The organism is Pseudomonas sp. DVZ6, assembly GCF_024259445.1.
GTDB lineage: Bacteria > Pseudomonadota > Gammaproteobacteria > Pseudomonadales > Pseudomonadaceae > Aquipseudomonas > Aquipseudomonas peradeniyensis.
On record NZ_JANCLM010000008.1, the window covers coordinates 122,026 to 142,433 of the forward strand.

20 protein-coding genes are annotated in these 20,408 nt (G+C 66.2%); 13 read left to right on the forward strand and 7 right to left on the reverse strand.

All coding sequences use genetic code 11. From position 1 onward, the window contains the following. Positions 1 to 81 precede the first annotated feature (81 nt). Complete coding sequence (ppk2, locus tag NMG10_RS06950) at positions 82 to 900, reverse strand: polyphosphate kinase 2 (protein ID WP_254464053.1); 819 nt, start codon at positions 898 to 900, stop codon at positions 82 to 84. A 258-nt stretch (positions 901 to 1,158) separates the two neighbouring features. Between ppk2 and NMG10_RS06955 the strand changes: the two genes are divergently transcribed. Together NMG10_RS06955 and NMG10_RS06960 are read left to right on the forward strand one after the other, a co-directional pair. After that, positions 1,159 to 1,791 (forward strand): hypothetical protein, encoded by a 633-nt coding sequence (locus NMG10_RS06955; RefSeq protein ID WP_232855264.1) that lies wholly within the window; start codon positions 1,159 to 1,161, stop codon positions 1,789 to 1,791. A 98-nt stretch (positions 1,792 to 1,889) separates the two neighbouring features. After that, entirely contained in the window at positions 1,890 to 2,108 is a 219-nt protein-coding gene (locus tag NMG10_RS06960) for a hypothetical protein (protein WP_203646890.1), read from the forward strand. Positions 2,109 to 2,252: 144 nt separating this feature from the next. Here the strand turns inward: NMG10_RS06960 and NMG10_RS06965 are convergent, their stop codons facing one another. Together NMG10_RS06965 and NMG10_RS06970 are read right to left on the reverse strand one after the other, a co-directional pair. Beyond that, complete coding sequence (locus tag NMG10_RS06965; RefSeq protein ID WP_186733290.1) at positions 2,253 to 3,152, reverse strand: proline iminopeptidase-family hydrolase; 900 nt, start codon at positions 3,150 to 3,152, stop codon at positions 2,253 to 2,255. Between the two features lie 98 nt (positions 3,153 to 3,250). Next, positions 3,251 to 4,012, reverse strand: a complete 762-nt coding sequence (locus NMG10_RS06970; RefSeq protein ID WP_203646892.1) for a LuxR family transcriptional regulator — start codon at positions 4,010 to 4,012, stop codon at positions 3,251 to 3,253. Positions 4,013 to 4,184: 172 nt separating this feature from the next. Here NMG10_RS06970 and NMG10_RS06975 point away from each other — a divergent pair, with 172 nt between their 5' ends. The 6 genes from NMG10_RS06975 to NMG10_RS07000 are packed head-to-tail and all read left to right on the forward strand — an operon-like array spanning position 4,185 to position 10,401. Next, entirely contained in the window at positions 4,185 to 5,075 is an 891-nt protein-coding gene (locus NMG10_RS06975) for a proline iminopeptidase-family hydrolase (protein ID WP_203646895.1), read from the forward strand. Between the two features lie 3 nt (positions 5,076 to 5,078). Beyond that, positions 5,079 to 6,026 (forward strand): ABC transporter permease, encoded by a 948-nt coding sequence (locus NMG10_RS06980; protein ID WP_203646897.1) that lies wholly within the window; start codon positions 5,079 to 5,081, stop codon positions 6,024 to 6,026. Further along, positions 6,023 to 6,871: an ABC transporter permease gene (locus NMG10_RS06985; RefSeq protein ID WP_234560360.1), complete on the forward strand. Its 849-nt coding sequence runs from the start codon at positions 6,023 to 6,025 to the stop codon at positions 6,869 to 6,871. Before NMG10_RS06980 ends, NMG10_RS06985 begins: the two co-directional genes overlap by 4 nt. After that, positions 6,868 to 7,854, forward strand: coding sequence for an ABC transporter ATP-binding protein (locus tag NMG10_RS06990; RefSeq protein ID WP_254464054.1), 987 nt, complete (start codon positions 6,868 to 6,870; stop codon positions 7,852 to 7,854). Before NMG10_RS06985 ends, NMG10_RS06990 begins: the two co-directional genes overlap by 4 nt. Further along, entirely contained in the window at positions 7,851 to 8,825 is a 975-nt protein-coding gene (locus NMG10_RS06995) for an ABC transporter ATP-binding protein (protein WP_254464055.1), read from the forward strand. Before NMG10_RS06990 ends, NMG10_RS06995 begins: the two co-directional genes overlap by 4 nt. A 34-nt stretch (positions 8,826 to 8,859) precedes the next feature. Further along, a complete protein-coding gene (locus NMG10_RS07000; RefSeq protein ID WP_203646902.1) occupies positions 8,860 to 10,401 on the forward strand; it encodes an ABC transporter substrate-binding protein in 1,542 nt (513 codons plus the stop codon). Positions 10,402 to 10,570: 169 nt separating this feature from the next. Here the strand turns inward: NMG10_RS07000 and NMG10_RS07005 are convergent, their stop codons facing one another. From NMG10_RS07005 to NMG10_RS07015, 3 genes are all read right to left on the reverse strand, one after another. After that, positions 10,571 to 12,718, reverse strand: coding sequence for a hypothetical protein (locus NMG10_RS07005; protein ID WP_254464056.1), 2,148 nt, complete (start codon positions 12,716 to 12,718; stop codon positions 10,571 to 10,573). After that, positions 12,705 to 13,907: a DUF3142 domain-containing protein gene (locus NMG10_RS07010; RefSeq protein ID WP_254464057.1), complete on the reverse strand. Its 1,203-nt coding sequence runs from the start codon at positions 13,905 to 13,907 to the stop codon at positions 12,705 to 12,707. Before NMG10_RS07010 ends, NMG10_RS07005 begins: the two co-directional genes overlap by 14 nt. A gap of 120 nt (positions 13,908 to 14,027) precedes the next feature. Further along, entirely contained in the window at positions 14,028 to 14,927 is a 900-nt protein-coding gene (locus tag NMG10_RS07015; protein ID WP_254464058.1) for a class I SAM-dependent methyltransferase, read from the reverse strand. A gap of 187 nt (positions 14,928 to 15,114) precedes the next feature. On the opposite strand from NMG10_RS07015, the gene NMG10_RS07020 reads away from it, so the two are divergent. Together NMG10_RS07020 and NMG10_RS07025 are read left to right on the forward strand one after the other, a co-directional pair. Continuing rightward, positions 15,115 to 15,633: a GNAT family N-acetyltransferase gene (locus tag NMG10_RS07020; protein ID WP_254464059.1), complete on the forward strand. Its 519-nt coding sequence runs from the start codon at positions 15,115 to 15,117 to the stop codon at positions 15,631 to 15,633. A gap of 3 nt (positions 15,634 to 15,636) precedes the next feature. Further along, positions 15,637 to 15,822 carry a hypothetical protein gene (locus tag NMG10_RS07025; RefSeq protein WP_254464060.1) on the forward strand — a complete coding sequence of 62 codons (186 nt, stop codon included), beginning with the start codon at positions 15,637 to 15,639 and terminating at the stop codon, positions 15,820 to 15,822. A 656-nt stretch (positions 15,823 to 16,478) separates the two neighbouring features. On the opposite strand, the gene NMG10_RS07030 is transcribed toward NMG10_RS07025, so the two are convergent. Continuing rightward, complete coding sequence (locus NMG10_RS07030) at positions 16,479 to 17,504, reverse strand: AraC family transcriptional regulator (protein ID WP_254464061.1); 1,026 nt, start codon at positions 17,502 to 17,504, stop codon at positions 16,479 to 16,481. Positions 17,505 to 17,675: 171 nt separating this feature from the next. Here NMG10_RS07030 and NMG10_RS07035 point away from each other — a divergent pair, with 171 nt between their 5' ends. The 3 genes from NMG10_RS07035 to NMG10_RS07045 are packed head-to-tail and all read left to right on the forward strand — an operon-like array spanning position 17,676 to position 20,323. After that, entirely contained in the window at positions 17,676 to 18,860 is a 1,185-nt protein-coding gene (locus tag NMG10_RS07035) for an acetyl-CoA C-acyltransferase family protein (protein WP_203646910.1), read from the forward strand. Positions 18,861 to 18,874: 14 nt separating this feature from the next. Then, complete coding sequence (locus NMG10_RS07040) at positions 18,875 to 19,723, forward strand: 3-hydroxybutyryl-CoA dehydrogenase (protein ID WP_186715304.1); 849 nt, start codon at positions 18,875 to 18,877, stop codon at positions 19,721 to 19,723. Positions 19,724 to 19,735: 12 nt separating this feature from the next. Further along, on the forward strand, positions 19,736 to 20,323 hold the full coding sequence (locus NMG10_RS07045) for a TetR/AcrR family transcriptional regulator (RefSeq protein ID WP_254464062.1): 588 nt from the start codon (positions 19,736 to 19,738) through the stop codon (positions 20,321 to 20,323). Positions 20,324 to 20,408: the final 85 nt, after the last annotated feature.

Genomic DNA, 20,408 nt, shown 5'->3' on the forward strand with positions numbered 1-20,408 from the left:
CGGGGAGCGCAACGAGCACCTTGCCCGAGTGCACCGAACAGAGACTGGCACTCGCCGCCACGGCTTGCGTCGATCCAGGCGTCAGAACCGCTCCGCCACCACCTTGAACGGATACGGCTGCGCCTTGTGCTTGCCGATCTTGCCGCGCTTGGGCAACGACACCTTGTGCGCGTGGCTGAGGTCCTTGTAGGGGATCTGCTGCAGCAGATGGCTGATGATGTTCAGCCGCGCCTTGCGCTTGTCCTCCGAGCGCGCCATGTACCAGGGTGCCCAGGAAGAGTCGGAGGCGGCGAACATGTCGTCGCGGGCGCGGGTGTAGTCGTCCCAGCGGTTGTAGGACTTGACGTCCATCGGCGACAGCTTCCACAGCTTGCGCCCATCGCTGATACGGTCCTGCAGGCGGCGGGTCTGCTCCTCGGCGCTGACCTCGAGCCAGTACTTGATGAGGATGATCCCCGACTCGACCATCATGCGCTCGAACATCGGCACCACGGTGAGGAACTTGTGGGCCTGCTCGTCAGTGCAGAAGCCCATCACCCGCTCGACGCCGGCGCGGTTGTACCAACTGCGATCGAAGATCACCACCTCGCCCGCCGCCGGCAGGTGGACCAGGTAGCGCTGGGCATACATCTGGGTCTTCTCGCGCTCGGTGGGAGCCGGCAGCGCCACCACGCGAAACACCCGCGGGCTCACCCGCTCGGTGATGGCCTTGATGGTGCCGCCCTTGCCGGCGCCGTCGCGGCCCTCGAAGACGATACACACCTTCAGGCCCTTCTCCACCACCCACTGCTGCAGTTTGACCAGCTCGACGTGCAACCGCCGCAGTTCTGCCTCGTAGGTCTTGCGCCCGAGTCTGTCCGTGGCATCGCCCTTGCGTTTCTTGCCTTCGCCCTTGGCCATCGGCGGCTCCTCTGTGTTCGTTGCAGGTCTGTCCGTTGCCGGTTGCCCCGACGGCGCCAGGGCGGATCAGAGGAGTATGGATGAGCAGCGGCATTTTGCCGGACATGGCGCTGCGCGGGTGCTGCGAAACAGCGCACAGCTTGGAGGATATGTCGTCTTGCCACGATTGCAGGGGCTCTGGCCCGCGGGTTCTAATCCCGCACCAGCCGGCCCGGCCGGCGCGCATCCCTGCAATTGGCAACTCAAGGAAGCCCTACGATGGACAGGAAGATCATACCGCTGGCCCTGCTGGCGAGCCTGGTCGGCTGCTCGGACGGCCAACAGCCCCGCGAAGCCGACCTGCGCCAGGCTGCCCAGGCCTACCTCGACACCCAGTACCCGCACTGTTTCGTGATCAGCGCCTTCCCCACGCGCACCCGTGACTTCGATGTGGAAGGCACCAACAAGGCCCTGCACGCCCTGGCCCGGGTCGGCGTGGTCAGCGAACGGGAAGTCGCCCGCACCGAGGTGCCGGAGCGCCTGTGGCAGCCGGCGCGGACCGATATCTACTACGCCTACGACCTCACCGACGAGGGCCGGCGCCACTACAAGGCCGATGCCCGGCGCGAGGCGAACGGCGCCAGCACCGGCGGCCTGTGCTTCGGCAAGGCACAGGTCACCACCATCAAGGGCTTCAGCCCCCCTGTCGAACACGATGGCCGCCAGCAGTCCCAGGTGACCTACAGCTACCAGATCACCGAACTGCCGGGGTGGGCCGACGACGCGGCGGTCCAGGCCGATATCGCCGGGCTTGGCCAGGCGGTCGCCAGCGCCGCCAAGCCGCTGGAGGAAACCCGATCCATGGTCCTTACGGCCCAGGGCTGGGTGCACGAGCAACTGCTGGCCAACTGAACGGATTGTTAATCCTGGGAAAATCCGCGCACGCCATCCTTGCCTCAACCCGGCCGCCAGGCGGCCGACCTTCAGGTCAATCGATGGAGACTCCAGTGATGAAATCCGTAGCGTGCGCACTCGCCCTGCTGGCAACGATCTCGGCCACCTCGGCCTTTGCCGAAGGCGGCGCCGACCGCCTCAGGGAACGCAGCGACCAACTTGCGCTGCAACGCCAGCAGGCGGCCGAGCAGGTTGCCAAGGGTGACGCCCCGTCACCCGCCCGGCAGCATCTCGGCCAGCAAGGACAGGACGCTAGCGACAAGCCCTCCAGCTGATGCCCCCTGAACAGCGTCTTTCAGCGCAGACGCCTTGCGCGTGGATGGCTTGGCCCCTACCTGACAACACCGCGCAAAAAACTCAGGCCCGCCGGGCAACGCCCGGACAGGCCTGAGGAAGGGAAAACGGTCGAATGCTACGCGCTACAGACTCTCGTCGAGGAACTTCACCACCGTGCCCATGCACGCCACCCGCTCCTCTACATGGGGCATATGGCTGGAGTTCTCGAACAGCGCCCAGCGGATCCCGGGGATCAGGTCCAGGTACGGCTTGACCACCAGCGGCGTGGCCTCGTCATAACGCCCGGAAATCAACAGGCTCGGCACATTGATCTGCGGCAGGCGGTCGACGATGGTCCAGTCCTTGGTGCTGCCGATGATATGGAACTCGTTCGGTCCGGTCATGGCGTGGTACACGGTCGGGTCGGCATCCACCTGGGCGAAGGTGCGCGCCACTTCTTCCGGCCAGGGCTTGAGCCGGCACACGTGGCGGTCGTAGAACACCCGGGTGGCGGCGATATAGTCGGCTGCGGTGTAGTCGCCCACGGCCTCGTGGCGCAACAGGGTGTCCTGGACCTCCTTGGGCAGCTCTTCACGCAGGCGGTTGGCCTCGCGTACCCAGGTGCGCATGTCGGCCGGCGAGTTGGCGATCACCAGGCAGCGCAGGCCCCGTGGCTGGCGCACCGCGTGCTCGCTGGCGAGCATGCCGCCCCAGGATTGGCCCAGCAGCGCGTAGCGCTCGCTGATGCCCAGGTGTTCCAGCAGGTTGTCGAGCTCCTCGAGGAACAGCTTGACCGTCCAGAACGATGCCGGCATCTGCGGCAGGTGGGTCGAGCGGCCGTTGCCCAGCTGATCGTAGTGAATGACCGGGTAGCCACCGGCGGCGACATCCTTGTAGGCGTCAACATAATCGTAGGTGCAACCCGGGCCACCATGCAGGATGACCAGCGGGGTGCGGCCACAGTCCAGGTCACCGGTAACGCGGTACCAGGTCTTGTAGTTGCCGAAGGGGGCAAAACCTTCACGCGATTGGGTGAGTTCCATGTCATCCGGCTCCGTGCGAATCATGGAGCACACAATAACCCTACGCGCGGCGCGGCATAACTAGAGAGTTCTCTAGGTTTTCGACCTTTTTTGTTGCTTCATTGGTCCAGCAGGCGGTAGTGCACCGCCCGGGCGACCGCCTGGACGCGGTTTTTCGCCCCCAGTTTGTGCATGGCCGAGGTCAGGTGCAGGGAAATCGTCGCCAGCGAGCGGTTGAGCTTCTCGGCAATCTCCCCTGCCGTCAGGCCTTCGGCGGCCCAGCGCAGGCATTCGACCTCGCGGCGGGTCAGGCGGATGACGCGGGTGGCGGAGGCCTTGGCCAGCAAGGGATAGGCCGCCTCCTGCAAGGCATGGGCGATCAGGCTGAAATCGCCCAGGTGCTCCCGGGCGTCGTCCAGGTCGCGTTGGCTGGCCTGGGGGCGCAGGCCGGTCAGGGTCGCCAACCCGCCCCGTGGCAGGTGGATGGGCACGGTCACGCCGCAGGTCAGCTGCGCGTCGTGCAGGTAACCGACCACCGGGGCGTGGCGCTGGTCGATGTGGCGCTGCAGGACGGTCTCGCCCTTGGGCAGGTACGACCAGACGAAGGGCGCGATGGAGGACACCGCCACCTGCTGCACCGGGTCGATCTGGTAGAAGCCCTCGGAGCACCACAGGTCCTGCCAGTCCTTCGGGGTCTGGCGCAGCCGGACCACACTCGGGGTGATCAGCTCGCCGACATGATCCAGCGGCACCGGGCTGTAGTCGTACACCAGGGCATCGAAGCCCAGTTCCGCCGCCAGTTCGGCGACGCTGTCCATCTGCTCGTCGAGGCTATCGTCCGACGCCAGACGCGCATTGAGTTCAGCCATCTTGGCCTGCATACCTGACACTCCCTGTGATTCCTTTTGGATTTCCATCTCGAAGTCCGGCACGTAGAATGCCACGGCTTGGCGCGGGACTGCCATACGAAACCTATAGGAAACACTAGCTTGTAGGCGACGAAAACTCCTGCGCTAGTTATAGCTGCAAGCCATGGCCAACAGGAGAGTAGCGATGTGGCGTGAGATGCAACCTGACCAGCAGTTCAACGTATCGGTCGATGGCCACAATCTCGTGGTGTACAGCTTTGGTGAAGGGGACGAGGTGCTGCTGTGCCTCAATGGCGGGCCGGGGCTGCCCTGCGACTACCTGCGCGACGCCCATGCCTGGCTCAAGGACAAGGGTATCCGCGTGGTCGCCTTCGACCAGCTGGGCACCGGCGCCTCCGACCGCCCGGATGACGACAGCCTGTGGAACATCACCCGCTACGTGGCCGAGGTCGAGCAGGTGCGCCAGGCCCTGGACCTGGGCCGTGTGCACATGCTCGGGCACTCCTGGGGCGGCTGGCTGGCGATCGAGTACGCCATTCATCACCCGCAGTCGCTGAAAAGTCTGATTCTCGAGAACACCGTCGGCGACATTCCGCACCTGATCACCGAGCTGGAGCGCCTGCGCGGCGCCCTGGGCAGCGAAACAGTGGCGATGATGCAGCGCCACGAGGCCATGGGCACCCTCGACCACCCGCAGTACCAGGCCGCCATCACCCTGCTCAACTACCGCCATGTCTGCCGGCTCGATGAATGGCCGGCGCCGATCCAGCGCTCGCTGGGCGACTGGAACATGGGCCCCTACGCCACCATGCAGGGCCCCAACGAGTTCCTTTATATCGGCAACCTCAAGGACTGGAACCGCCTCGAGCAAATGGGCTCGTTCCGCATGCCGGTGCTGATCACCACCGGCCAGCACGACGAACTGACCCCGGCCTGCGCCATGCGCATGAAGCTGGCGCTGCATGAGCGCGCCGAGCTGCACGTGTTCCCCAACAGCAGCCATATGCCGTTCTACGAAGAGCCCCAGGCCTATTTCCCGGTGTTGCTGGATTTCCTGCAACGTAACCGGGGCTGATCGATGAGCCTGGCCCGCTACCGGTTCGTCCTCATCCGTCCGTTGCAACTGCTGCCGGTGCTGCTGGGCATCAGCATCATCACCTTCGTGCTGGTGCGCTCGATCCCGGGCGATCCGGCGCGGGTACTGCTGGGCGCGCGCAGCACACCGGACGCGATCCAGAAAATCCGCGCCCAGTTCGGCCTCGACGAGCCGATCTGGGTGCAATACCTGTACTTCCTGAAGAACCTGCTCAATGGTGACCTGGGCAAGTCGCTGCTGTACAAGGTCGACGCCCTGCCGCTGATCGCCAGCCGCATCGAGCCGACCCTGATGCTGGTGTTGGGCAGCGTCGCCCTGGCGCTGCTGATCGCCGTGCCGCTGGCCATCCTCGCCGCCCGCCACAAGGGCGGCTGGGCCGACAACCTGATCCGCCTGTTCACCACCGCCGGCCTCGGCTTGCCGGCCTTCTGGCTGGGGCTGATGCTGATCCTGCTGTTCAGCGTGCACTGGGGGCTGTTCCCGGTGTCCGGCTATGGCCGTACCTGGACCGACAAGCTGCACCACCTGGTGCTGCCCTGCCTGACCATCGCCCTGGCGCTGTCGGCGGTGCTGGTGCGCAACCTGCGCGCCAGCATCCTGCTGGAGATGCAGGCCGACCATGTCACCGCCGCCCGTGCCCGGGGCCTGGGCGAAGGGGCGATCCTGCGCCGGCATGTCCTGCCCAACTCCATGGTGCCGACCATCAACCTGCTGGCGGTCAACATCGGCTGGCTGATCAGCGGCACGGTGGTGATCGAGAGCCTGTTCTCCCTGCCGGGCGTCGGCCAATTGCTGGTGCGCGGCATCTTCACCCGTGACTACATGGTGGTCCAGGGCGTTGCCATGGTGCTGGCCTGCGCCACGGTGGCGGTGAACTTCCTCGCCGACGTGGCGACCACCGTCCTCGATCCGCGGGTGAAGATCCAATGAGCGCCACCCTCGCCCTGCGCGCACGCCTGGCCTGGAACCTCGGCGATGGTCGCCTGACCCTGTACTGCGGCCTGGCCATCGTCCTCGGCTGGTGCCTGCTGGCGCTGTGCGCGCCGTGGGTCGCGCCATTCGATCCGCTGCTGCAGAACGGCGACCTGCGCCTGGCCGCGCCAAGCCTGGCGCATCCCTTCGGCACCGACAACTTCGGCCGCGACGTGCTCTCGCGGGTGATCTGGGGCGCCCGGGTCGACCTGCAGATGGCCCTGATCGGGGTGATCTTCCCGTTCCTGCTCGGCACCTGCATCGGCGCGGTGTCCGGTTACGTCGGCGGTTGGCTGGACAACGCCTGCATGCGCCTGATCGACATTGTCCTGGCCTTTCCGTTCCTGGTGCTGATGCTGGCGATCATGGCCATACTCGGTCCGGGCCTGGGCAGTTTCTACATCGCCATGGCGCTGGTCGGCTGGGTGTCCTATGCGCGGCTGATCCGCTCGCAGATCCTCGTGCTCAAGCACAGCGACTTCGCCCTGGCCGCCAGGAGCCTGGGCTTCAGCCACCGACGCACGCTGTTCGGCCACCTGCTGCCCAACGCGCTGTTCGGCTCGGTGGTGTTCTGCATGTCGGACGCCGTGCTGGTGCTGCTCAACGGCGCCGCCGTCAGCTACCTGGGCCTCGGTGTGCAACCGCCGACCCCGGAATGGGGCACCATGGTCGCCGAGGGGCAGAGCTTCATCACCAGCGCCTGGTGGATCTGCACCTTCCCAGGCCTGGCGGTGGTGACCCTGGCCATGGGCTTCAGCCTGCTGGCCGACGGCGTCGCCGAACGCCTGGGAGACCGCTCATGACCACGCCCCTGCTCCAGGTCCGCGGACTGAGCGTCATCGCCCGTGCCGGCCAACGGGATATCACCCTGGTCGACCGGCTGTCCTTCGACCTTGGCGAAGGCGAGATCCTCGGCCTGGTGGGCGAAAGCGGCTCGGGCAAGACCCTGGCCTGCCGGGGCCTGATGCGCCTGCTGCCGGCGCCGAACCTGCGGGTCGAGGGCCAGGCCGTGCGCCTGGCGGGCCACGACCTGCTGCAGCTGGACGAAGCCGGCATGCGCCGCCTGCGTGGGCGCGAGCTGGGGATGATCTTCCAGAACCCCAGCAGCCACCTGGACCCGCTGATGCGCATCGGCGAGCAGATCGCCGAGGGCATCCGCCTGCACCAGGGCGTTTCGCGTCGCGAGGCCCGGGCCGAAGCAATCGAGGTGCTGCGCCAGGTCGGTATCCCCGACCCGAAGTCCCGGGTCGACAACTATCCCCATGAGTTTTCCGGCGGCATGCGCCAACGGGCGATGATCGCCGTGGCCCTGGGCTGCAACCCCAAGGTGCTGATCGCCGACGAGCCGACCACGGCCCTGGATGTCACCGTGCAGGCGCAGATCCTGCGCCTGCTGCTGGAGCTGCGCGACCGCCGCGGGCTGTCGATGATCCTGATCAGCCACGACCTGGGCGTGGTGGCGCAGACCTGCGACAGCATCGCCGTGATGTACGCCGGGCGCCTCTGCGAACACGGCGCCAAGCACGAAATGCTGGCCCAGCCTCGACATCCGTACAGCGCCGGGCTGCTGGCCTGTCATCCGGCGGCGCAACCCGAGGCAGTGCGCATGACCACCATCGCCGGGCAGCCACCGCTGCTCGATGACCTGCCGGCGGGCTGCCGCTTCGAATCACGTTGCCCCCAGGCCATGCCGCTCTGCCGGCAACAATTGCCCGAACTGCTGGAGGCAAGCCCCGGCCACCGCCTGGCCTGCCATACCCCGCTGCTGGCCGGAGGCCTGTCATGACCACGTTGTTGCAGGTCAAGGACCTGCAGGTTCAATTTCCCGCCGCCGGCAGCGGCCTGTTCAACCTGCGTCCGCGCAAGGTCAGCGCGGTCAACGGCGCCTCGCTGAATCTCGCCGCCGGCGAAACCCTCGGCCTGGTGGGCGAATCGGGCTGCGGCAAGAGCACCCTGGCCCGGGCCATCCTCCAGCTCACCCCGAGCTGCGGCGGCCAGGTGCTGTTCGACGGCACCGACATGAACCAGGGCAGCCCGGCGGATATCGCCCGCCTGCGCCGCGAGACCGCGATGATCTTCCAGGACCCGTACAGCGCGCTCAACCCGCGCCAGCGCATCGGCCAGATCCTCGCCGAAGTGCTGCAAGTGCAGCGCAAGGTGCCCGCCACGCAGATTCCGGCCCGGGTCGGTGAACTGCTCGAGCTGGTCGGCCTGCGCGCCGAGCTGGCCGAACGCCGACCCGGTTCGCTGAGCGGTGGCCAGTGCCAGCGGGTCGGCATCGCCCGGGCCCTGGCCGTCGAGCCCAGGCTGATCGTCGCCGATGAATGTGTCGCCGCGCTGGACGTGTCGATCCAGGGGCAGATCATCAACCTGCTGCTGGAGCTGCGCGAGCGCATGGGCCTGGCGCTGCTGTTCATCACCCATGACCTGGGCGTGGTGCGCCGCCTGTGCGACCGGGTGGCGGTGATGTACCTGGGGCAGATCGTCGAGGAAGGCCCGGTGCATGAGGTCTTTACCGCCCCGCGCCACCCCTACACCGCCGCGCTGATCCAGTCCATCGCCGACATCGACCCGGCCCGACGCCTGCCCCAGGACCCGCTGGCCGGCGAGCCGCCGAGCCCACTGAACCTGCCATCCGGCTGCGCCTTCCATCCGCGCTGCCGGCATGCGCTGCCCGGCTGCGGCGAAACCGCGCCACCCGAGCATATCCAGGGCGCCCGGCGCCACGCCTGCGTTCACTCGCAACTGCCCTGCTGACATCACCACCATGACCATCAAACGGAGCTTGAGCATGAAACCCGCCGCATTGAAACTTCTCACCGCCGCCATACTGGCTGCCAGCACCCTGGCCAGCGGCATGGCCCAGGCCGCCGGCGTGCTGACCATCGGCTGCCGTGAGGAAAGCACCACCTTCGACCCGATCAAGAGCGCGCAGAACCGCGACAGCTGGGTGTTCGCCAACGTCTATGACGTGCTGATCCGCGTCGACAACAGCGGCACCCGGCTGGTGCCGGGCCTGGCCGAAAGCTGGAAGGTTTCCGACGACGGCCTGACCTACACCTTCAAGATGCGCGAGGCCAAGTTCTCCGACGGCTCGCCGATCACCGCCGAGGACGCCGCCTTCTCCCTGCTGCGCATCCGCGACAACCCGGGTTCGCTCTGGGCCGACTCGTACAAGATCATCGACACCGCCAAGGCCGCCGACCCGCATACCCTGGTGGTGACCCTGCACAGCAAGTCGGTGCCGTTCCTGGCCCAGCTCGCCACCGCCAACATCTCGATCCTGTCGAAAAAGGCCATGGACAAGCTCGGCGAGGAGGAATACGCACAGAACCCGGTGGTGTCCGGGGCCTTCAAACTCAAGGAATGGCTACGGGGCGACCGGGTGATCCTGGAGAAGAACCCGGAGTTCTGGCAGGCCGACAAGGTCAGCCTGGATGGCGTGGAGTGGATCTCCATCCCGGATGACCGCACGCGCATGATGAAGGTCCAGGCCGGCGAACTGGACTCGGCGATCTTTGTGCCGTTCACCCAGGTGGACGAGTTGCAGAAGGACAAGAAGATCACCATCCATATCGACCCCTCGACCCGTGAAGACCACCTGCTGATCAACCACTCCAAGGGCCTGCTGGGCAAACAGGAAGTGCGCGAGGCCATCGACCTGGCGATCGACAAGAAGGCGCTGGTGGACACGGTGACCTTCGGTCACGGCGAAATGGCCTACTCGTACATTCCCAAGGGTGCGCTCTACCACAACGCCGACAACCCGCAGCGCCCGTTCGACCCGGCCAAGGCCCGCGAGCTGCTGAAAAAAGCCGGTGCCGAGGGGCTGAAGGTCAACTACGTGGTCAACGCCGGCAACGAGGCCGACGAGCAGATCGCCGTGCTGGTGCAAAAGCAGCTGGCCGATGTCGGCATCACCGCCAACCTGCAGAAGGTCGACCCGACCCAGAGCTGGCAGATGCTGGTCGACGGTGACTATGACCTGTCGGTGATGTACTGGACCAATGACGTGCTCGACCCGGACCAGAAGACCACCTTCGTGCTGGGCCACGACACCAACATGAACTACATGACCCGCTACCACAACGACAAGGTCAAGGACCTGGTGGCCGCGGCCCGGGTGGAAACCGACCCGGTCAAGCGCAAGCAGATGTACCAGGACCTGCAGAAGCTGGCCAAGCAGGACGTGCACTGGATCGACCTGTATTACAGCCCGTACATCAACATCTCGCGCAGCAATATCCAGAACTTCCTGCAGAACCCGCTGGGGCGTTTCACCCTGGAGGAGACGGTGAAGCTGGAGGCTGGTCAGAAGACCGCGCAGAACTGAAACCCGTGGGGCGGCTCATGGCTGTCTTTTGACCGCGTTGTGGCGGACAGGTGCCTGGCGGTAGTCTTGTCGCGCCCTTGAGACCGAGCGCCGCGCGGGCGGCGCTCGATCTGATAGGCGCTGCAACTCTCTCGTCCTACACCTCGAGAATCCAGCGCCGCCCCTCATATCAACCCCTAGCCTTGCGCCGCCGCATCCACGCCCAGGCAACCCCCGCCAGCACCACCAACCCCACCGGCAGCACCTGCGCCTTGTACGGCCGCAACGCCGTGCGCACGCTATCGAGCTTCTCGGTCAGGTAGCGCTTGTTAGCCTGATCGAACCGGGGCTCTTCGCACTGCTTGCCGAAATCTTCCGCCCACTGCACGAACGGCCCCTGCTGGACATAGCGTCTGTACAACGCGCTTTCCTGTTCGCTGCCGGGCACCCATCCGGCCGCCGTGCACAGCACCGCGGCAAAGGCCTGGCTGCTGCGTGGCAGTTGGTCAGCGGCCTGGTTGGCCAGGTCGGCGGCGACATAGCGGTAGTGGTAGCGCTGATCGGGCTTGGCCTCGGTCGCCAGTTGGCGCTGCACTTCGCCCGCGGCCAGGAACGGCCCTGGCTGCACTTCGGCGCTGCCCAGGCTGTAGCTGCCGCCCAGCCAGGCGTAGTCGGGCGCCATTTCATAACCGAGGATCTCCATGCCCGCGCTGCGCGCCAAAGTCGCTGCGGCGTACAGTGCTTCAGCCCGGCCGGTAGGTGTCCAGCGTGAGACGGCATCCTGGCGGTGCTGGCCGTAGGCCTTGGCGTCGGCCTGCAACTGCGGCGTGGCGAAGTAGCCGGGTGCTTCGTCGTAGCGTCCTTCGCGCAGCAAGCGTCGCCCCAGCAGCTCGCGCAACTGTGTCGCTACCGGGCGCGGCACATAGCCGCCCTCTTCCACCTTGGGTGCTGGCGGCGCCGGCACATGGGCATCGACGTAGCCTTTGAGCTCATCCAGGGTCAGCACGCGGTCGGCCACGCTGGCCGTGTCCTGCCAGTAGATCTCCTGGCTGCGGTACAGCAGGTCGAAGGCCTGCAGGTAGTCGCCGCGCTCCAACGCCAGGATCGCGCCTTCGCCTTCGACGCGGCAGCCGGGCTTCACGCTTTCGTAGTCCCAATCGGGTGTCTGTCGCGAACCCCATGACTCTTCGCGGGGGAACGCGGCGGCGGCCTTGGCATAGGCAGCCGCAGCCTGGGTCTTGTCGCCGTCGCGCAAGGCCAGCTTGGCGCGCAGCCACCAGGCAAGTCCGGTGTCGCCTGCCTGCTGCAGATAGCTTCTGGTCGCGGCATAGTTGCCTTGCTGGTAGGTCAACGCAGCCAGGCGGTCGGCGTCTTCCAACTTGCCGCCGACACTGGCCTGCAGCAACGCGGGCAGGCGCCGGGCCTGGGTTGGCGGCTGACCGTCGTAGTCCCAGCCGACATGGCTGAGCAGGTAGGCGGTGAGCAGCTTGCGCGGCATTGGTTGCGCCAGCAGTGTCTTCAGCTGTTCATCCGGCAGGCTCACCAGTTCGTCGGCAAGCTGCCTGAGCGAGCTGTAGCCGCTGCCCGAGCCCAGGCGGCTCTGGCTGGCATACAACTGAATCGCGCTGTTCCAGTCGCCGGCGAGCTTGGCCAGGCGGGCCTCCTCACCAAGGCTGGCCACCCCCAGCTCCAGCGGGTCGCTGAAGCCTTCGGCGCTGAGCGCGCGGGCCTGGTGGAAGGCCTCGCGCGCCTGGGCTTGCAGGGCCTGCGGCGTCTGTTGCGGATCATCGCTGGCCTCGAAGCTGCGGGCCATCAGCGCCCGCCCCAGCGAGTAGGCCGCCCAGGTGCTGCGCAGCTTGCGTTGCTCGGCCGGCAGGGCCAGCACCTTGGCGAAATAGTCCGCCGCCAGGGCGTTATCCTCGGTGTCGAAGGCCACTGCGCCGGCAATGTACAGGCGCAGTTCATCCGGCAATTCGGCCCCCTGCTCCAGCACCTGTCGTGGATCCTGCAGGGCCCGCAACTGCGCGACCTTCTCGCGCAGCGATTCCGGCAACTCATCGGCCTCGATCCGGCTGCGCTGCTCACGGTAAGGTCGGTCGTTGTCGTCACTGTCCCAGTAAGGGGTCAGGGTCATCTCGGTGGTGGGCTTGAGGCCTGCCAGCTGCTCGCCGAGGCGATTCACCTCGAAGCCGAAATTGCCTTCCGGCAGCTCGGCCAGGGTCTGTGCCCGGTCATCCAGCAGGCGCATCGGGAAGTCCGGGCCACAGGCCAGCGCCGTGCCGACCGGCACGCTCAGGGACAGGCACAGCAAGCGTCGGGGCCAGTCAGGGGTAGACATTCCATGCTCCTTGATCGATTCCATGGCAGCGCGCCCAACCGAGGACGCGCCGGCCGCCAGCGGCCACACGCACGCTGGACTGGCGGTTGAAGACGAGGTGTTGGGGGGATTGCTGCAGGCGGTAGCCGTTGAGCCCATCCGCGGCGTCGCAGGATTCGACGTTCAGTTCCACGCGCGCGGGCACCGCCAAGTCGAGATTGCCGACATTGACCAGGCTGATGTCGAAGAGCCCGCCCTGCCCGGACAGTTCGACCCGCCACTGGCTGGCGAGCGTGTCGCCGCGCGCCACCGCCTTCAGGGTGGTCAGGCTCCAGGCCCGGCGGTCGCCGGGCAATGGCAGGCGGAACCAGATCAGCCCGACCAGATGCGCGGGCGGCTTGTCCCGCAGTTGCCTGCCCAGGTCCGCCAGTTGCTGCGGATCGGCCAGCAGCTCGCGGCGCTCGCCGGGCCGGTTCAATGGGGTTTCGCTTTCCACCACCGGCGCACCGCCGGTATCCGGCAACAGCGCGACGCCATAGGCGGGCAAGGCCAGGTAGAACGGCCTGTCACCGACACGACTCCAGCGTTCGGCCCAGGTCTTCGCCTGGAGCGGATCGAACAGGCCTCGACGGGGATCGCTCACCGCGTGTACCTGCAACACGCTGCTGTCCACCGCCTGCAACAACGCCGGCAGGTGCGGGCTGTCGAGCCAGGCGGGCAGCGCGGTGATGCTCAGTTTCAGGCCCGGCGGCAGTTGCTCGCGCAGTTTCAGGAGGAATTCGGTATAGCCCGGCAGGCGGGCGCTGCCGCTGTCATGGTCGATCTCGAGCCCGCTTGGGGTCAAGCCGGCGGCCTGCCAGTCGGCCAGCAATTGGGCGATCTGGGTGCCGGCCAGCTGCTGGTCGAGCGCGGGCAGCTGACCGTCCAGCCGCACCACGGCGATCACCGGGCGGCCATCGGCCTTGAGCTGAGGCAGGTTGACCAGCGCCCTGCTCCAGCCTGCCTTGGGCTGGGCCTGCAAGGCCAGCACACGCAGGGTCGAGAAGTCGGCGCGGCTATCGGCCAGGGCCTGTTCGTGGGCCGGCCGCCACTGGCGTTGCCAGATGTAGAGTTGCTGGTCGAGGGGCGGTGCAGGCTCGGGCTGGCAGCCGGTGAGCACTGCAAGGACGAAACCTGCGAAAAGACGACGCAGTAGCGGGATGGCGGGCATACAGTCCTTTGTCTGACGGGTGTTGGCGCCGGGGTGAAGTGCAGATTTTACCCCAGCGCACCAAAGGATGGACACGGAGCTGATCGTTTAATCACGGAGTCCGGTCAGGTGCCTGACGGCCTAGCTGGCGGGTCGGCTGAGCAATAGATAGATGACATTCCGGTAGGGATCGAAGTACAGGCAGGTGTGCGTTGACGCGCCTTGGGGTATGAACCCTCTCATCTGCTCGCGTGATCGAAGCACCAGGTTCCAGTCCATGAACGCTTCCATGTAGCCCCGCCCCCAGTTGTCCGCAGTGAAGTTCGCAATCAGCATTCGCCCCCCCGGATTGAGTCTGGCCATCAGCCAGGTGGTGAGCTTCGCTGCCTGGGCGTGGCTGAGATAGTCGTAGATACCAATGCTGTAGATGAAGTCGAAGCCGTTGTGCTCACCGTTTTCAGGCAAGCTCTTGACATTGCACTGCCAAGTCGTGATCTCGGGAGAGACTTGCCTAGCCTGAGCCAGCGTCTCGGCATCATTGTCAAAGGCAACGAAACGGGTGATGCGCGCGCGGGTCGATGGCGTAAGCAGCTCCAGCTCCCGGCAATGTCCGCAAGCCACACTCATCAGCGCCAACGTTTCCCGTTGGCCTGCCATTTGCTCGATCAACCAGGCGATATGCTCGCGCCGCCAACGCACACTGAGCGCATTCGGGCTAGAGGTCACGACGTTGAAGATCCGCTTGCCCAGCTCGCTGGCATCCGATGGCGGCTGTTGGTAGTAGGCGTAGTCCAGCATCACCGCATCCCCCGGATAACCTCTGGGTTTGTCGAAGGCGCGTGATGTATAGGGATCTTGCTTGAGCAACTGGAATATCGGGTGCTGACGACACTGATCGACCACACTTTCCCGCCAGAGCGTGTCGGACAGCCCCTGGCGGTACTCGGTCAGCAGTTCGTTCATGCAGTTGATGGCGTGCAGGTAATCGCCACCGACGATGTCATTCTGAAAATCATCCAGTGCGCGGCTCAAGCCTCTCATGGTCAACCTCCGGTGGGACGCAAGGTTATTTGAATAGCCCTTTGAGATTAGTAGAGCCGCAAGCCCGTGGCGCATCGGACCGTGACGCTTGTTCAGCACATCGCGCAAACAGCGGACAAAGGCTTGAACCTCAAGGCAACCCGGCGTACAAATCCTCCAGCCCTCCCAATCCCGCAAGGAGCACCGGATGCTGGAGCTGCACACCGATCGGTTGTACCTGCGCCCCCTGGCCGAAGCCGACTGGCCGCTGTTCCTCAGGCTCCACCGCGAGCCCGAGACCATGCGCCATGTGTTCGACGAGCTGCCGGAAAGCGAAGTGCGCCGGGGGTTCGAGCATCGCCTGCCGGACTGGTCACCCGGCGCCGAACACTGGCTGTGCCTGGTGATGACCGACAAGGCCAGCGGCCGGGACGTCGGAGTCACCGGCCTGCGCGTGCTGCGCCCAGGGCATGCCGAGTGCGGCTACCTGCTGCTGCCCGAGTGGCACGGCCAGGGCCTGGGCAGTGAATCGCTGCGGGTGATCGTGGACTTCGCCATCGCCACCGACCTCACCTCGCTGGAGGCCACCGTCACCGACGGCAACACTGCCTCCTGCCGGGTCCTGGAGAAGTGCGGCTTCACCCTCGCCCGCCGTGTGCCCGAGGCCTACCGCCTCGGTGGCCGCTGGCACGACGATCTCATCTACAGCCTTGAGCTGCACGGATAGCCCATGAACCCCTACCAATGCCTGCCGCCCCGCGCCTTCTGGCGCACGGCGATGACCGGGCAGGCGCGCAAGGCGCAACAGTACGGCGTGTTTTCGTTCCGCACCGGCAACCTCTATACCCCGACGATGCTGCGCCAGTGGCTGGTTTGGGCACTGGGGTGTTCGCCGAGAGAAATTCAGCGCCTATGATATCGAGCGCGGCGCATCGCGACGCAAGGCCCACACAGGGATCGCGCCAGATTCTAAAAATTGAGCAAGACAGTTGCTCCCACAGGCGTGGCGCGTGGCTTGAGGGCTGCGCGGTCGCTGTGGGAGCGGCTTCAGCCGCGAACACCGGCATAGCCGGTGCCAGGTACCGCGTCGCCTGCTTCGCGGGTAAACCCGCTCCCACATGGATCGCGCCAGATTCTAAAAATTGAGCAAGACAGTTGCTCCCACAGGCGTAGCGCGTGGCTTGAGGGCCGCGCGGTCGCTGTGGGAGCGGCTTCAGCCGCGAACACCGGCATAGCCGGTGCCAGGTACCGCGTCGCCTGCTTCGCGGGTAAACCCGCTCCCACAGGGATCGCGCCAGATTCTAAAAATTGAGCAAGACAGTTGCTCCCACATCTGTTTCGGGCCAGTCAATCCTGTGCCATTACCTGGTCCGCCTTGTGGGTCCGACGCGGTCTCAGCGTGGACAGCGCTGTCGCCCCACCTGTCTCAAGACATGCACCAAGGCGGGCAACCATAGGCTGACAGGTTCGGCACGTTGCAACAAATGTGGGAGCAACTGTCTTGTGCTGTCTGCGCTCGATCTGATGGGTGCTGCAAGTTTATCGCCCGACACCTGCCCCGAATATTACGTACTACGTAGTACACCACGAATCATGTTTCCCCTTGGCCCGGTAACTGCCCGGACTCTGCCCGGTCCATTTCTTGAACGCTCGGTGAAACGCGCTGGGCTCCTGGAACCCGGTATGCTCGGCGATCTCGGCAATGCTCAGGCACCCTTCGCGCAGCAGCTCGAAAGCCATTGCTCGACGCACCTCGTCCTTGATCTGCTGGTACGAGCGCCCTTCCCGCTCCAGCCGGCGGCGGAAGCTGCTGGCGCCAAGCCCCTGCCGCTCGGCCATGACCTTGAGGGTCGGCCACTGCCCGTAGTGGCGGGCACGCAGGTGGCGGTAGACCTCGGCCACCAGGCCGTTCTGGTTGCGAAAGCGAATCACCAGCCCCTGCGGCGCGCTGCGCAGGAAACCCTTCAGCGCCGCCAGGTCCTGCACCACCGGCAGGCGCAGCCAGGCGCTGTCGAACTCCACCTCGGTACGCCCGCTGCCCAGGCGCAAGTCCGGCCCCCACAGCAACGCGTCGTCCTCCTGCGCCGGCCGCGCCAGGGCCAGTTCGGTGCGGTCGATGGCGATGCGCCTTCCCGCCAGCCAGCACAACAAGCCGATCACCAGCACCAGGTAGGTTTCCTCGGCATAGACCCGGGTCAGCGGATCGGCGATGTTCGACTGCACGCTGATCACCGTGCGCGCACCGCGCACCGTGACGCTGCCGTTCAGGTCGCGCAAGAACAGGGCGAAACTGCCCAGGCACTGGCGCAGCGCCTTGCCCAGGGTAGGCTCCTGGATCAGCCCGCGGCAGATCAGGGCGAAGCTGCCCAGGGGCATGCCGTGGCTGTCGAGATGGAAGAACTCGTCGTGCAGCTCGTCGATCAGCGCGAGCCACAGTTGCGCGAAAGCCTTGGCCGGCACCCGCGCCAGGGGCTCGGCCAGCACCTGCGGATCAATGCCCACCGCCCGCAGATGGGCGTCGCGCGCCTGTGGCCGCTCACGCAGGGCGTGGAGCATGGCATTGAGGAAATACACCGCGACCGTATCGCTATCGCGCATGGCAGAAGTCCGCTGTCTATGCTGAGTGGCAAAAAATGCCAGGTTGATTGAACAGATCCGGCATAGGCCACCTGAAGGCCTTTGCCTAGACTCGATCCACCCCGGGAGGGTGCGGCCGCCATTCTCGCAGAGCCACCCCCACCCCGCCACGCCTTCGCAAACGGAGCCCCCATGAGCAGCACAGAAATCTTTGTCGTCAGCGCGGTACGTTCGGCCATCGGCAGCTTCGGCGGTTCGCTCAAGGACCTGCCACTGGCCGACCTCGCCACCCAGGTGACCCGCGCCGCCATCGAGCGTTCGGGCATCGCCGCCGAGCAGATCGGCCATGTGGTGATGGGCAATGTGATCCCCACCGAGCCACGCGACGCCTATCTGGGGCGGGTCGCGGCCATGAACGCAGGCATCCCCAAGGAAACCCCGGCCTTCAGCGTCAACCGCCTGTGCGGCTCGGGTCTGCAGGCCATCGTTTCAGCCACCCAGGGCCTGCTGCTGGGCGACAGCGACATCGCCCTGGCCGCCGGCGCCGAATCCATGAGCCGCGGCCCCTACCTGCTGCCACAGGCCCGCTGGGGCGCGCGCATGGGCGACCTGCAGGGCATCGACTACATGGTCGGCATCCTCCAGGACCCGTTCGAGCACTTCCACATGGGCATCACCGCCGAGAACGTCGCGGCGGCCCACGGCATCAGCCGCGAGATGCAGGACGAGGTCGCCCTGACCAGCCAGCGCCGTGCCGCCCGCGCCATTGCCGAGGGCCGCTTCGACGGCCAGATCGTGCCGATCGAGATCAAGACCCGCAAAGGCCCCGTGCAATTCGCCGTGGACGAGAACGTGCGCGGCGACGCCAGCGCCGAACAGCTGGCGGCCATGAAGGCGGTATTCAAGAAGGACGGCACCGTCACCGCCGGCAACGCCAGCAGCATCAACGACGGCGCCGCCGGCCTGGTCCTGGCCACCGGTGACGCCGTGCGCCGCCAGGGCCTCAAGCCACTGGCGCGGATCGTCGCCTACGCCCACGCCGGCGTGGAGCCGGCACTGATGGGCCTGGGCCCGATCCCGGCCACGCAGAAGGTGCTGGAGAAGGCCGGCCTGAAGGTCGCCGACCTGGACGTGATCGAATCCAACGAAGCCTTCGCCTCCCAGGCCTGCGCCGTTGCCCGCGCCCTGGGCTTCGACCCGGAGAAGGTCAACCCCAACGGTTCGGGCATTTCCCTCGGCCACCCAGTCGGCGCCACCGGCGCGATCATCGCCACCAAGGCCATCCATGAACTGCACCGCGTCCAGGGCCGCTACGCCCTGGCCACCATGTGCATCGGCGGCGGCCAAGGCATCGCCGTCGTCTTCGAACGCGTCTGAAAGGAGTCAGCAACATGAACATCGAACGCATCGCCGTGATCGGCGCCGGCACCATGGGCAACGGCATCGCCCAGGTGTGCGCGCTGGCCGGCTACCAGGTCCTGCTGGTGGACGTCTCCGACGCCGCGCTGGAGCGCGGCGTGGCGACCCTGGGCAAGAACCTGGAGCGCCAGGTCGGCAAGGGCACCATCGACGCCGACAAGGCCAGCGCAGCCAAGGCGCGCATCCGCACCAGCACCGACTACGCCCAGTTGGCGGACGCGCAGCTGGTGATCGAGGCGGCCACCGAGAACCTCGCCCTCAAGCAGCGCATCCTGCAGCAGGTGGCCGCCAATGTCGGTGCCGAGTGCCTGATCGCCACCAACACCTCGTCGCTGTCGGTCACCCAACTGGCGGCCAGCATCGAGCAGCCGCAGCGTTTCATCGGCGTGCACTTCTTCAACCCGGTGCCGATGATGGCGCTGGTCGAGATCATCCGGGGCCTGCAGACCAGCGATGCGACCTACGCCCAGGCGCTGCTGGTCACCGAGAAGCTCGGCAAGACCCCGATCACTGCCGGCAACCGTCCGGGCTTCGTGGTCAACCGGATCCTGGTGCCGATGATCAACGAGGCGATCTTCGTGTTCCAGGAAGGCCTGGCCAGCGCCGAGGACATCGACACCGGCATGCGCCTGGGCTGCAACCAGCCGATCGGCCCGCTGGCCCTGGCCGACCTGGTGGGCCTGGACACCTTGCTGGCGATCATGGAGGCCTTCCACGAAGGCTTCAACGACAGCAAGTACCGCCCCGCCCCACTGCTCAAGGAGATGGTTGCCGCCGGTTACCTCGGGCGCAAGAGCGGCCGCGGCTTCTTCACCTACTAGAGGAGCCGCGTGATGCCCCCGGTCAACGCGGCGCTGCGCTGCGCCAACTTCGAGGAGCGGCGTGACCGGGCCATGGCCCTGTTCGCCGAAAAAGGCTTCGGCCAGGTCAGCATGCGTGAGCTGGCGGCGCACGTGGGCTTGACCGCGGGCTCGCTGTACCACCATTTCCCCAGCAAGCAGGACCTGTTGTATGACTTGATCGAGGAGTTGTACGAGGAGTTGCAGGCCACCCTGGACCTGGGCCGTCGGGCGCGGGCCCAGGGCCGGCCAGTGCTGGCTTGCCTGATTGCCGCGCACTGGCAGTTGCATGCGGAGCGACCGTTGCAGTTTCGTCTGGCCGAGCGGGATTTTTGCTGCCTGACCGGGGAGCAGCAGGCGCGTCTGGCGGGCCTGCGGGAGCGCTATGAAACCGGGCTCCTGCGGTTGATTGCGCCACAGGCGCGGCTGGGGGCCGAGGTCCTGGCGGCTACCGGGCATGTGCTGGCGACGCTGTTGAACCAGTTGCCTGGGATGTTGCGGGGGAAGGGGCTGGGTGAGGTGGAGGGGGTTGGGTTGATGGAGCGTTTGGTGGGGGGGGCTGTGGAGAGGGCTTTGGGGTAGGGTTCTGGTTCTCTGGTTCTCTGGTTCTCTGGTTCTCTGGTTCTCTGGTTCTCTGGTTCTCTGGTTCTCTGGTGATTGTTTTGGT